Raw genomic sequence first — 13,688 nt, 5'->3', positions numbered from 1 at the left:
TCTAAAAATATAGCTTGAATATGACTTATTTAATACTTACTTTTGCAAAAAAATTGAGTTGTCTTCTTTAGGCCTTGTATGGGTATAAAAAACAACATCAACCCCATTAAAAAAACGAAGTATTTAAGAATCTGTTTAAATGTAACTAAAACAACAGATAAAAACACTCCAAAAAAACTACCTGATAAAGTAGCTTCCCATATCAACATAATTTATTAAAAAAAGGAGAAAAAAGTGTATGACGGATCATAGCATGAATGCTGTTAGTTTTGAAATTGAATTATTGGATAAACACAAAGACTATAGAAATCATTACAGATCAAATGATTTGTATTGGGGCGTAGGAATCGAAAATGAATGCTATTTAGAGTTTGAAAACCATCGTGTGGTGGACAAAGATTTTTTGCTTACTAAAGGACTTCATGAAAAGTATAGTGTTAATCATTTTAAGAATTACAAAGAAAACATATACCAGAATTCATTGCTGAAAATATTATCCGATAAAGAATATTATTTGCCGGTACTGATGAATTCCCATTCGTTTACAAAAACGGACATTAACAACCAACATAAGACTTTTGATCCCATAGATAATGAACCAAATCCTGACTATTCAGGGGAAAGTATCTTTGAAATACTACAAAAAAACAATCCTTATTTTATAGACGAGCTTCAAAAAGAATTCATTTTTGATGGTGACACAGTTGAATTTGTTACGCAAAAATTTTACAAAACAGATGTTGACTCGGTTATTGCTGAATTAGCTACAATAAAACAAGGTTTCATACACCATTTACAAAACGCTTTTGATAAAGACAAAATCTTTACGGAATACGGCCCTGTAAAAATATGTGCTGTAAACCATCCCTTTGCCATATTTATTTCAAACGATACGAATTATTCTGTTTTTAATAATATGACCTATCACTTCAATTTAACTATTCCAACTGAGTTAAATAGTGATGGAGAAATTAAGGACAAATTAGGTTTTATAAAAAAACACCAGAGGGCTATTCGATTATTCCAATGGCTGAGCCCCTTGTTTATGATAAAATTTGGTTCTTCTGATTATTTGTCGCACAATGACAGCAGCGTCAATTTGACAAAAGCATCACAACGATGTGCTATGTCAAGGTACATTGGTGTGGGCACTTATGACACCAATGTGATGAAAACCGGGAAGATTGTCCAGATGAATTTTGATGAACATCCCATGCATGAAAATCCAATGTGGTGGGTGAACCGTTATTCTGAAATATCAGATTACGAAAAGATTGATAAAATTGGCCTAGACATCAATTTTCACAAGCACAAAAATCATGGTATTGAGTTTCGAATATTTGACTATTTCGACGAAAAATACCTACAGGAGGTTTTGAATTTTCTTGTTTTTATTATGGATCATGCCTTATTAAACGAAATAGAAAATCCTATTTGCGATTTAGAATGGAATAACTTTGTCTATGAATCTATTATACACGGCAAAGAAACGGATGTACCAGCAAACCTTATCGTACTTTTAGAAAACATATTGTCTATTACAATTGAATCAAATGATCCTTTAGCAATTTACGAACAAATATACAACAGTTTACACGCTCGTTATTACGAAAATGGCTTTTGCAGTTCTTTACTAATTAAAAAGTAAGTACTGCAAATGCACTAATGTCTTTTTAGAAAAACCTGAAAGTATGTATACTTCTTAGTGACTTAACCCCACAAGAAGTAAACTATTTACAAGAGATTTTAATTAATCATGATAATAAAAAATCACAGCAGCATACCCACTTTCAGGATCATTATTACTCCACCAATCTTCTCTGATTTCTGAAAAATAATTATAATTATCAGCTCCTGCCTGAGACTGCAGCGGATAAATAACTTTGCCCTCTTTCCTGTAGGCTTTATCAGTATCTGTTTCTGGCACCACTACTACTATATGCCCGGATTTATTCAAAACAATTCTTTTGGCACAGATGATTCCTACACCACCATTAGCATTTACTTTCTCTTGAAGTTCATTAACATCAGCGATTCTTTCCCATCCAAACTCATTTCCGGATTGTAAAAACCAATCATAGATGTAATTTGAATAAAAAGGCCTTACCGTTTCATCAAAAATAACAGCCACTTCGTTCCCTTTCTCCAGTTGCTCAATTGCCTTATCCGTCCATCTCAATCTGGGAATATAGACCTTGGCAAAAAAGCAATAATCAAAAGTATAAATATTACAATAGGTATCCGATGCGTCTTTCTGATACCGAAAACTTTTTGAAACATCCAGTGCAGTGATGATGTTGCGAATTGACGTCAGTTTAGACTCAAGACTAGTTAAATCCCTAAAAGGAATTGAAGGATCACCAATAGGTTTGTACGTTTCCTCTTTACTGTCCAGACTTGCTCGTGCACCCAGTTCAAAATTAGGCACTTCAATATCCGTACTTTTTTCAGTGGTTTCATCTACGAGCTCAATATCTTTTGATAATACAAAACCCTCTTTTTCAGTGTTCAAAAGCTTTACTTTCCACCAATCTGATGCAGTTTTTTCAATTAATTTAACGGTATGTCTAAACGGTATTTTTATTAAAATTTTGGAATTATCATGCGTTGCCGGAAAATCTCTTAGATTTAATGACGGGGTAGCTACTCTATATTTCATACTAATCAGTTTCTTATAAATGATTCTACTGCCAAAATACTAAAAACAACTAAGAAAGTATCACCAGAAGCCGTTAATTTAAGATTTTTTTTAGAAACTAATAGTCTCCAATAACAATAAGGAGCGCTATCTAGCCTGTAATAAAGAGTGTGCACATTCTGGACATGCTAACTTTACTAGCATAAAAAGCTAAGAATAAAAACCTTAATTTTAACTTATGAAACAAGTGCGAAAAATTTATGACCGAGTTCTTAAAGAGAAAGCAGTTCAATTGAGTTATGAGAGACATAATATCTCCGAACTTGCCAGAGAATTAGGTATAACTGCTTCACAGTTATATAAGTGGCGAAAAGAGTATGAAGAGTTCGGACAAGGAAGTTTTCCAGGTAACGGCAATTTAAAGCAAACGCCAGAACAGGAACGAATTTCTGAACTTGAAAGAAAACTAAAAGATGCGGAACTAGAGCGAGATATATTAAAAAAAGCAATTGGCATCTTTTCCAAAAACGGTCGATGATTTATACTTTCATCAGAAACAATGAAAAGATATTTCCGATTGAAAAGATGTGTAAAGTATTGCAAGTTGGTCAAAGAAGTTATTATCAATGGAAAAGTTTTATGAATGTAAAATTAAAAACAAACAATTATTCTTTTAAAACATTTTTTTAATTAAGTTATTATTAAGAGTTTTGTTAATAAAAAATTAATATTTAATTAAATTAATAAAATAATCAAACAATCTTAATAATGTAAAAGTATATGTTTTTTCTTAAAAAAATTATAACAAAAACTTATTTTTTTATTTAAAATGATACCCGTACTATTAATTAACCGTCTTGCAAAGAATATTTATAACATACAAAAAGTCATATTACAGTCATTTATAAATGTAGTTTTTAGGTAACCAATAATTAATTACGGCTTACTACTTATTAACTATCTTATTACCAAGACCTAAAAGCTGATTTAACAAAAACCTATGTTATAATTTTTATATAAAAACAATACTCTAACGCCAAAATTAATTTTGAATAGCCAAAAACTACTTGTTGATAATTTAGATGATTCTGTCCTTTGGAAAGCTTTAAAATCAGGAGACGAAAAGGCTTTTTCATCACTTTTTAAAAAGTATTACAGTCATTTAGTGCGATATGGGAATTCGTTTACTCCTTTTCCTGAAAAGGTACAAGATTGTGTGCAGGACGTTTTTACAGACGTATGGGTTTACAAAAATTCCCTTAATGATAATGTTGTCGTAAAAGCTTATTTGTTATCAAGTGTCCGAAAACGTATTGCCAGACTTCACGAAAGAGACCATATTTTCAGAAAGTCCACTACTGTAGATTTGATTCCGTTTACTTTTGATTTTACCATCGAGGATATTCTTATCGCGGATGAATCTATGGCTGTCAAAGTTTTAACACTCAACCAGCTCATCAATAATTTACCAGCACGACAGAAAGAGGCTTTATATCTGCGATACCATCAAGGACTAAGCGTTGAACAAATTGCAGAACTACTCGGAGTTAATTATCAGTCAGCAAACAATTTGATTCACAGGTCTTTACTAAATATTCGTAAAAATTGGAAAGAAAATAAGTCTCTTCTTTTTTTATTGTTATCTCAAGTATTTTAAATTTTTTGAAAAAATTTAGAATTAAGTGAGTATCAATTTAAAAAAATGTCCTCTTTCATTTTATAACCCATTTTTATTCATGCAAAACCGTAATAATTATATTGAAATAGGCGAATTTTTGGCCGATGAATCCTTCAAAAGATGGGTACTACAACAAAACGACCAACAAAATTGGGAGCTTTGGACTTTGGAAAACCCCGTAAGAGCTAAATTAGTTGAAGAAGCGCGCGTATTGATTTTTGCAATGAAAGTTCCCGCAGACGATTTATCAGCTGATGCAGTTCAGACTGCTTTAGAAGCTACTTGGCATAAAATTGAGAATAAAAAGAAAACCACTCGCAAAACCAAAGTGTTGTTTTTAAGAAACAATTGGATTAAAGGCATTGCAGCAACACTTGTATTTGGGCTGATATCAACTTGGTTTTATCATAATTTTTTTAATGCCAATGATGGAGAGCTTAATTATAATGAATTAATTAAAGAGAATTCCGATGGCCTGTTAGAGCAAACAAACAACTCCAATAAGTCCCAAGTTATAATCTTGTCAGATGGCAGTTCGGTTTTATTACAACCAAAAAGTAAATTGAGTTATCCTAAAATATTTGTCGGAAACGAACGGAAAGTTTATCTGTCTGGTGAAGGTTTTTTTGAAATAAGCAAAGATGCTAAAAAACCGTTTTTGGTTTATTCAAATGAAATAATAACTAAAGTTATAGGAACAAGTTTTAGAATAAAATCCTATGAAAACGATTCTAATGTGGAGGTAATAGTTAGAACAGGTATTGTCAAAATCCATTCCAATAAATCTGCTTTTAATTCAACAAAGAAAGAAGTGATTTTATTGCCTAATCAAGCACTTCGTTATGGTAGAAAAACCCTTATATTCAATAAAATTACCAATATAACACAAGATGAATCATTAACTAGTGCTCTTGGTGACGTAGAAAAATTAAGTTTTGAATTTACCGATATTCCAGTAGTCCAAATTTTTAGAACTATAGAGCAAGCGTATTTAGTAGATATTGATTTTCCAGAAAATAAGTTAAAAGAATGTCATATTACTACTTCACTAACTGACCAGCCCTTATCTGAAAAATTAAAAATAATCTGTGAAAGTATTGGAAATAACACAACGTATCAAATGAATGGTAACCAAATTAGTATTCAATCAATTGGTTGCAACTAAATTACAATTTATATTAAATTAAAAAAAGCGCCGAAAATGCTGTAACATTTACGACGCCGTAAAAAATCAATTGATCTCCTGTAAAAGACAATTGTAATGTTTCGCTAATAACCAATTAAAGTATTAACCAAAAAACCAAAATTATGAAAAAAACTGTAGTAAAACAACGACGACGCTATCGTATCATAAAGTTAACATTATTCCAATTTGTTTTAGCTCTCATTTTTTCTAATGTAGTATTGGCAGATAGTGGTAAAGAACAAAGAAAACTTGACACTAAGGTGACAATTAGCTTGACGAATGTGAGTCTGGATGATGCTTTATTTAAACTTGAGAAATCAATACACGTTAAGTTTTCTTATAATTCAAGAATGACTCAGTTAAAACAAAAAGTGGACATAGAAGCCACTAATGAATTATTATCCAGCGTACTTTCACGCATTTTAAAACCACTTAGCATTAAGTATGACGAAATAAACAATCTCATTGTACTACAAAGAGAGCGCATTTCGATGATAAATACAGCGACAGAAAGTTTGGATCAGACAGAAATTAAAGCAATAGCTGCTATTATAATAAAAGGAAAGGTAGTTGATGAAAAAGGATTAACGATCCCAGGAGCTAATGTTCACGTTAAAGGATCTACTATTTCGGTTCAAACAGACATTGATGGAAGTTTTGTTATTGAAGTACCTTCTGTAAGATCCGTTTTAGTAATATCATTTATTGGGATGGAAACCAAAGAAGTTAATTTAGGAAGTGGTTTTCTTACTGTCGTTTTAAAAGAGGAAGGACAAAGCCTTAATGAAGTTGTAGTTACCGCTTTTGGTATTCGACGCAAAAAAAACACGCTTCCTTATGCTGCTCAACAAATAAGTGGTGATGATGTCAATAAAACGCAAGTAGGAAACGTTGCAAGTGGACTATCCGGAAAGATTTCAGGTTTACAAATAACTCAAGGTAACTCTGTAGGAGGATCAGTAAATGTTGTAGTTAGAGGAAATAAATCATTGACAGGAAACAATCAAGCATTATTTGTAGTAGATGGAGTTCCGGTGGATAATTCGAATACAAATTCAGCGTCGCAAAGATCAGGGGCAGGCGGTTATGATTATGGTAATGCAGCGGCTGATATTAATCCAAATGATATCTTATCGATTAACGTGTTAAAAGGAGCCGCAGCCTCAGCACTTTATGGTTCAAGAGCAGCAAATGGGGTAATAATGATTACCACAAAAAAACCAAAAAACGGGCTTGGAATTTCTGTAAATAGCGGAGTTACGGTTGGCAATATAGATAAAACAACATTTGTAAAATACCAACAAGAATATGGCGCTGGGCGTTCAATTCCTCAGGATAAAGATGGGTTTCTATTTTTTGATGCTAATGCTGATGGAATTAAAGACTTGGTAGTACCTACATTTGCGCCACGTTCATGGGGTCCACGTTATGACCCAAATTTATTAGTATATGATTGGGAAGCATTTGATCAGGCATCACCAAATTATCAAAAACCAAAACCTTGGATTGCACCTAAAAACGGACCGGACAGTTTTTATCAAACCGCTATTTCTACGAATCATAATGTTATGATTGATGGATTAGTTGCTGACAAAGGTTCTTTTAAAATTGGATATTCCAGAAATGATGAAAGAGGCGTATTACCAAATGCAAGTGTTTTAAAAAACATTGTAAATCTTAGTGCTAGTTATAATATAACAAACAAACTGGTGGTAAGTGGATTAGTAAATTATTCCCAAGTTGATGGCAAAGGAAGATATGGAACAGGTTATGATAGTGGAAGGAATGTGAATAGTAATTTCAGACATTTTAATCAGACTAATGTTGATGTTTTAGAATTAAAAGATGCCTATTTTAGAAATAGAAAAAATATTACTTGGAACTGGGCTGATCCTACAAAACTTACCAATTTAACTCCCGGTTTTTCAGATAATCCATATTGGGTTGTTTATGAGAATTATCAAAACGATACTAGAAACAGGGTCATTGGAAACGCAACAATCACCTATAAGGTTACCGACTGGCTAGACCTTTTAGGCCGAGTTTCAGTAGATACCTATTCAGAAATGCAACAGGAAAGAAGAGCCGTGGGAAGTGCTGGAATTTCATCTTATTCTCGTTTTGATAGAAATTTTAATGAAACTAATTACGATTTATTGGCAACAATAAATAAAAAATTAAATGACGATTTCAGTCTTAATGCCTTAGCTGGTCTCAATATTAGAAGAAATACAATAAGTTCAATTTTTTCTCAAACTGCAGGAGGTTTAGTTGTTCCAAAACTTTATGCCGTTTCTAATTCAAAAGGAACTGTCCCTGCAGCGATTGAATCGTATCAACCAAAAGCAGTAGATGGTGTATTTGGTGGCGTAACAATAAATTACAAGGAATTACTTCTTTTAGATGCAACCTTGCGTAGGGATAAATCTTCAACCTTGCCTGAAGAAGCAAATGCATATAATTATTATGCCGTTTCCGGCAGTTATATTTTTTATAATCATCTTCAAAATTTACCCTGGTTATCTTCTGGAAAGCTTAGACTAAATTATGCTACTGTTGGAAATGATGCCGCTTGGGGAAGTCTAAGAGATGTGTATGATAAGCCAAATCCTTTTGATAGCACATTGCTTTTTTCTTTACCTAATACTAAAAACAATAGTGCATTAAAACCTGAGAATACAATCAGTAAAGAAATTGGCTTAGAAATGTCCTTTTTTAATAACAGAATAGGTTTTGATGCCTCTTATTACCATACTAACACAGTAGATCAAATTATTCCTGTAGCTGTTTCTACTGCTATAGGTTACTCCAGCAAATTTATTAATGCCGGTGATATTGAAAACAAAGGTATCGAAGTTTCTATATTTGCAACTCCGGTAAAAGGCGCCGATTTCTCTTGGAATGTGAATTTAAATTTCACAAGAAATCGTAATAAAGTTTTATCCTTATACAACGACAGTAAAAACTTGCAATTAGGAACTTTCCAAGGTGGAGTTAGCTTAAATGCTTCGTTAGGTAAACCTTATGGCGAATTACAATCGGTGACTTATGAAATGTTAAATGGGGAACGACTTATAAAGGATAACGGTTTATATCAATTTACAACTACTACCTCAAATGTAATTGGAAATGTTAATCCAGATTGGATTGGTGGCTTGAGTAATAGTTTCAGATATAAAAATTTTAACTTAAGTTTTTTAATTGATGTAAAAAAAGGAGGTCAATTATTTTCTTTAGACATGTACTACGGTACAATGTCGGGTATTTTACCCGAAACTGTTGGGCTTAATGATCTTGGAAACCCAAAACGAGATGCTGTTGCCAATGGAGGAGGTATAATTTTGGCAGGAGTTACAGCGAATGGAGAACCTAACACAAAAAGAGTTACTATAGTTTCAGGCACTAGTGGATATCTTCCTCAATCAAATTTTGTATATGATGCGAGTTTTGTTAAACTTCGCGAGGTAGCGATTTCATATTCTCTTCCAAAAAAAATAATGTCAAGAATTAAATCTATAAATGAAATAGAATTTTCGTTGACTGGAAGAAACTTATGGTTAATCCATAAAAATGTTCCCTACGCTGACCCTGAAGAAAACTTATCTTCAGGCAACATACAAGGCTATCAAAGTGGATCTTACCCTACAGTACGTGCTATTGGGTTAAACGTAAAAGTAAAATTATAAACTTACAATCATGAAAAAAAGATTTATTTCAATAGTAGTATTGGTGTTACTAATTAGCGCCTGTACAGACGACATTACTCGTTTTAATGATGAAACTAAACGGGCTAGTGAAGTCCCTCCGGGTAGTTTATTCTCAAATGCCGTTAAAACATTGTCAGATGGCTTAGCCTCAGCCAGTGTAAATGTTAACATCTTTCGACACTTTGTAAATCATTGGGCTCAGGCTGTTATTCAGGAAGAGGCACAATTTAATTATGTCACAAGGTCGATTAATGATGCATGGTGGACTAGAATGTATAGAGATGTTTTGAATGATTTAAAAGAAAGCTCCCGTATTATAACAAATGATGTTACTTTAAATCCAATTATAAAAACAAATCAATTAGCAATTATCGATATCATGCAAGTGTACACCTTTAACATTTTGGTGACTACTTATGGCGATATTCCTTACTCCAAGTCGTTAGATGATCAGCTACTTTTCCCAGTTTATGATGACGCCAAAACTGTTAACAAAGAATTAATGATCCGATTGGAAAATGACATAGCCAAATTAAGTATTAGTGCTCCTGGCTTCACATCGTCAGAAGATATTATTTTTCAAGGTTCTGTAGCAAAGTGGATTTCTTTTGCAAACTCTTTACAGGTAAGAATGGCTATGACAATATCTGACGTAGATAATTCATTAGCGAAAACAGCCTTTGAAAAAGCCAATCCAAATGCTATTAACGCGATATCTAATAATGGTTTTGTTAAATATTTTACCGCAATACCTAATAATAATCCGTTGTATGATCAACTGGTGTTGGCCAATCGCACCGATTATATTGCGGCAAAAGATTTAATGGATGTTCTGAATAGTTTTGAAGATCCACGTAAACCAGGTTTTTTTGGAGTGAATAATGTAGGCTTATACGTTGGAGGCATAATGGGCATCCCAAGTGATTATCCAAAAATGTCAAAGCCAAGTACTCGTGTAGCTGACCCTAGCGCGCCAAACGTATTAATAGATTACGTGGAAATGGAATTTTATAGAGCTGAAGCAAAAGAGCGTGGCTACAACGTAACTGGTTCTGCAGAATCTCATTATAATAATGCCATTAAAGCTTCAATACTATATTGGGGCGGTACTGAGGCAAATGCTGATAAATACTTATTAAGATCGGACGTTGCTTACACGACCGCTGCAGGTGGATGGAAACAAAAAATAGGTTTCCAAAAATGGATTGCATTATACAATCGCCCATTTGAAGGATGGTTGGAAGTTCGCAGATTAGATTTCCCAAAATTAACAATACCCGTAAATGCTTTTTCAGGTTATCCAAACCGGATGAAATATCCAGCAAATGAGCAACAGTTAAATGGAACTAATTACACGAACGCGGCTACAAAAATAGGTGGCGACAAAAGCGAAACTAAATTATATTGGGATATAAACTAATTAAAATCATACACAAATGAAAAATCGATTCCTCTTTTTGTTGCTGATATCAACAACATTTATACTTGCTCAAGACCGGTTAACGGGCAGGAATTTTGCTTCAAGATCTGAGGTTATTGGGCAACACGGAATGGTAGCATCTAGCCAGCCCTTAGCAACACAAATCGGAATCGATATTTTAAAAAAAGGAGGTACAGCAGTGGATGCCGCAATAGCTGTAAATGCCGCATTAGGCTTGATGGAGCCAACAGGTAGCGGCATTGGTGGTGATCTTTTTGCGATAGTGTGGGATGCAAAAACCAAAAAACTCTATGGCTTGAATGCCAGCGGACGATCTCCAAAAGCACTAACTTTAGATTACTTCACTAAAAATAACATTACACACATTCCACCAAGTGGTCCCCTGCCAGTATCGGTTCCAGGTTGTGTTGATGGTTGGTTCGAATTGCATAATAAATTTGGAAAACTACCCATGCAGGACATCTTAAATCCAAGTATAAAATATGCTGAAGAAGGTTTCCCAACTACAGAATTAATTGCTTATTATCTGCAAGTCACGATAAATAAATATATGAAACAGTACCCTAATATCAAGGAAACTTATACTGTAGATGGCAAATTACCTCAAAAAGGAGATATTATTAAAAACCAATTTTTAGCTAATACCTATAAAAAAATTGCCAAAGGAGGAAGAGATGCTTTTTATAAAGGAGATATTGCCAGAGAATCTGCTAAATTTATTCAAGCTCAAGGCGGATTTTTAGCGTATGAAGATTTTGCAACACACCATTCGGATTGGATTGAACCTGTCGCAACAAATTACAGGGGTTATGACGTATGGGAATTACCACCAAACGGACAAGGAATGGCTACTTTGCAAATGCTTAATATTATAGAAGGTTATGATTTTAGTAAAATACCCTTTGGTAGCGCTCAACATTTGCACATTGTAAACGAAGCAAAAAAACTTGTTTTTGAAGATCGCGCGAAATATTATGCGGACTCAGATTTTATGAAAGTTTCTGTAAATGATTTATTGTCTAAAGAGTACGCAACTGAAAGAAGGGATTTAATTAATCCTGACCGCGCAGGGATTTTTAAAGCTGGAAAAGAAAGCAGTGGCGGTACAGTTTATTTGACTGTCGCCGATAAAGAAGGAAACATGATTTCTTTAATTCAAAGTAATTATAGAGGTATGGGTTCTGGAATGGTTCCACCAAAATTAGGTTTTATGCTTCAGGATCGAGGCGAATGCTTCAATTTGGCTGAAGGAACGCCAAATTCGTATGCCCCTCAGAAAAGACCTTTTCATACTATTATTCCGGGTTTTGTTACTAAAGATGGACAACCATTTATGAGTTTTGGTGTAATGGGAGGCGATTTTCAACCTCAAGGTCATGTTCAAATATTAATGAACCTGATTGATTTTGGTATGAATTTACAGGAAGCAGGAGATGCACCAAGGTTTGAACACATTGGTTCAACTGATTTTACGGGCGAGCTGTCAACAGGCAAAGGCGAAATCCTAATTGAAAGTGGTTTTGATTTTGAAGAAATAAAAAAATTGATCCAGAAGGGACATAAAATTGGCTTTGGAGGCTATTATGGAGGTTATCAGGCAATTATGTATGACGCAATAAGAAAAGTGTATTTTGGAGCCTCAGAAAGTAGAAAAGATGGTGCGGCCGCAGGATATTAACTGTCTGTTTTTAAGTAATATAATGTTTGAAAGAACTTTTCTTTATTCGAATAGTCTCATCAAAATAAAAGAACAAATAATATAATTTATCCTGATCTTATTCCAAAATTATTAATTTAAATTTTAATGAAATGTTAATAAAAAACACATGTGCTTTTATTTTATTTTATATTTTATCTGTCCAATATGTTACTGCACAGACAGATTTTCCAGCACCAATTGAGGGAGATTATCTAATAAAAGATTTTACTTTTAAAAGTGGAGAATATTTAGACCAACTAAAACTACATTACACAACCATTGGGAAACCAACAAAAAATAAGAAAGGTCAAATTAACAATGCTGTTTTAATTATGCATGGCACCACCGGAAGCGGAAGCGCCTTTTTGAGCAAACAGTTTGGAGGCAATTTATTTGGAAAGGGTCAATTGTTAGACGCCACAAAGTATTTTATTGTTTTAACAGATGATATTGGACACGGAAAATCGAGCAAACCAAGCAATGGCTTAAAGATGGCATTTCCCAAATACAATTATGACGATATGGTTTTGGCAAACTATAAATTACTGACTGAACATTTGAAAATAGATCATCTTCGATTGGTAATGGGAACATCAATGGGCGGCATGCACACTTGGGTTTGGGGTTACACCTACCCTGATTTTATGGATGCACTAATGCCTTTGGCAAGCTTACCAGCAGAAATAGCCGGTAGAAACCGCATTCAAAGAAAAATGGCGATTAAATTAATCGAAATGGATCCTGAGTGGAAAGAGGGTAATTATATTCAACAGCCACAACAAGGAATGACTGGCGCTATATTATCTCTGATGTTTATGGTGAGTAGTCCGTTACAATGGCAAATTGCAGCCCCAACCAGAGAGAAAGCAGAAATAATGATGGAAAATACTTTAGCCCGATATTCATCAACATTAGATGCTAATGATCTGATTTATGCTTTTGATTCCTCAAGAGATTACAATCCGCAACCTTACTTGTCAAAAATTAAAGCCCCTTTAATTGCTATAAATTCTGCCGATGATCAAGTAAACCCTCCTGAACTCGGATTAATGGAGAAAGAAATTAAAAACGTTAAAAATGGAAAATATATCTTATTACCTATTACAGATAAAACCACTGGCCATGGCACACATTCCAATCCAAAAATATGGGGTAAATATCTTAAAGAATTACTTAAAAAATCTGAACCCAAAATTAAGTAAAATTCAAGCTTTTAATATTGTTTTCCAGAAATCAAAACTTACTAAGGTAGATTTTAAGTTTACGATTTATGTTTCTTAACGGAAAACAGGAAAACACTTTTATGTTGCCTCCAAATTAGCCATATTGATTTCAAGTG

The 13,688-nt window shown here is 33.6% G+C and carries 9 protein-coding genes; 8 read left to right on the top strand and 1 reads right to left on the bottom strand.

The window, feature by feature from the left end; genetic code table 11:
• Positions 1-238 precede the first annotated feature (238 nt).
• Positions 239-1,648, top strand: coding sequence for a hypothetical protein (locus tag EKM03_RS05475; protein WP_126739992.1), 1,410 nt, complete (start codon positions 239-241; stop codon positions 1,646-1,648).
• A gap of 102 nt (positions 1,649-1,750) precedes the next feature.
• Here EKM03_RS05475 and EKM03_RS05470 read toward each other — a convergent pair whose 3' ends face one another.
• A complete protein-coding gene (locus EKM03_RS05470; RefSeq protein WP_126568602.1) occupies positions 1,751-2,659 on the bottom strand; it encodes an SH3 domain-containing protein in 909 nt (302 codons plus the stop codon).
• A gap of 217 nt (positions 2,660-2,876) precedes the next feature.
• Here EKM03_RS05470 and EKM03_RS05465 point away from each other — a divergent pair, with 217 nt between their 5' ends.
• The 7 genes from EKM03_RS05465 to EKM03_RS05435 all read left to right on the top strand — a co-directional run bounded on the left by EKM03_RS05465 (position 2,877) and on the right by EKM03_RS05435 (position 13,551).
• Positions 2,877-3,176 (top strand): transposase, encoded by a 300-nt coding sequence (locus tag EKM03_RS05465; RefSeq protein ID WP_126554163.1) that lies wholly within the window; start codon positions 2,877-2,879, stop codon positions 3,174-3,176.
• Between the two features lie 510 nt (positions 3,177-3,686).
• Complete coding sequence (locus tag EKM03_RS05460) at positions 3,687-4,295, top strand: RNA polymerase sigma factor (RefSeq protein WP_126577054.1); 609 nt, start codon at positions 3,687-3,689, stop codon at positions 4,293-4,295.
• Positions 4,296-4,374: 79 nt separating this feature from the next.
• Complete coding sequence (locus EKM03_RS05455; protein ID WP_126462486.1) at positions 4,375-5,481, top strand: FecR family protein; 1,107 nt, start codon at positions 4,375-4,377, stop codon at positions 5,479-5,481.
• Between the two features lie 143 nt (positions 5,482-5,624).
• Complete coding sequence (locus EKM03_RS05450) at positions 5,625-9,188, top strand: SusC/RagA family TonB-linked outer membrane protein (RefSeq protein ID WP_231507439.1); 3,564 nt, start codon at positions 5,625-5,627, stop codon at positions 9,186-9,188.
• Between the two features lie 10 nt (positions 9,189-9,198).
• The gene (locus EKM03_RS05445; protein ID WP_126554161.1) at positions 9,199-10,629 is read left to right on the top strand and encodes a SusD/RagB family nutrient-binding outer membrane lipoprotein; all 1,431 of its coding nucleotides are present in this window, start codon (positions 9,199-9,201) and stop codon (positions 10,627-10,629) included.
• A gap of 16 nt (positions 10,630-10,645) precedes the next feature.
• Positions 10,646-12,328, top strand: coding sequence for a gamma-glutamyltransferase (gene ggt / locus EKM03_RS05440; RefSeq protein WP_126739991.1), 1,683 nt, complete (start codon positions 10,646-10,648; stop codon positions 12,326-12,328).
• A 131-nt stretch (positions 12,329-12,459) separates the two neighbouring features.
• Positions 12,460-13,551 (top strand): alpha/beta fold hydrolase, encoded by a 1,092-nt coding sequence (locus tag EKM03_RS05435; RefSeq protein WP_126462497.1) that lies wholly within the window; start codon positions 12,460-12,462, stop codon positions 13,549-13,551.
• Positions 13,552-13,688: the final 137 nt, after the last annotated feature.

Source organism: Flavobacterium sp. GSP6 (genome assembly GCF_003984855.1).
GTDB lineage: Bacteria > Bacteroidota > Bacteroidia > Flavobacteriales > Flavobacteriaceae > Flavobacterium.
The sequence above is the reverse complement of the archived record's forward strand: the minus strand, read 5'-3'. Positions and strand labels throughout refer to the sequence as shown.

Coding starts and splice junctions, on each gene's coding strand:
- EKM03_RS05475 (WP_126739992.1), top strand. CDS start 239: ATGACGGATCATAGCATGAATGCTGTTAGTTTTGAAATTGAATTATTG.
- EKM03_RS05470 (WP_126568602.1), bottom strand. CDS start 2,659: ATGAAATATAGAGTAGCTACCCCGTCATTAAATCTAAGAGATTTTCCG.
- EKM03_RS05465 (WP_126554163.1), top strand. CDS start 2,877: ATGAAACAAGTGCGAAAAATTTATGACCGAGTTCTTAAAGAGAAAGCA.
- EKM03_RS05455 (WP_126462486.1), top strand. CDS start 4,375: ATGCAAAACCGTAATAATTATATTGAAATAGGCGAATTTTTGGCCGAT.
- EKM03_RS05450 (WP_231507439.1), top strand. CDS start 5,625: ATGAAAAAAACTGTAGTAAAACAACGACGACGCTATCGTATCATAAAG.
- EKM03_RS05445 (WP_126554161.1), top strand. CDS start 9,199: ATGAAAAAAAGATTTATTTCAATAGTAGTATTGGTGTTACTAATTAGC.
- ggt (WP_126739991.1), top strand. CDS start 10,646: ATGAAAAATCGATTCCTCTTTTTGTTGCTGATATCAACAACATTTATA.
- EKM03_RS05435 (WP_126462497.1), top strand. CDS start 12,460: ATGTTAATAAAAAACACATGTGCTTTTATTTTATTTTATATTTTATCT.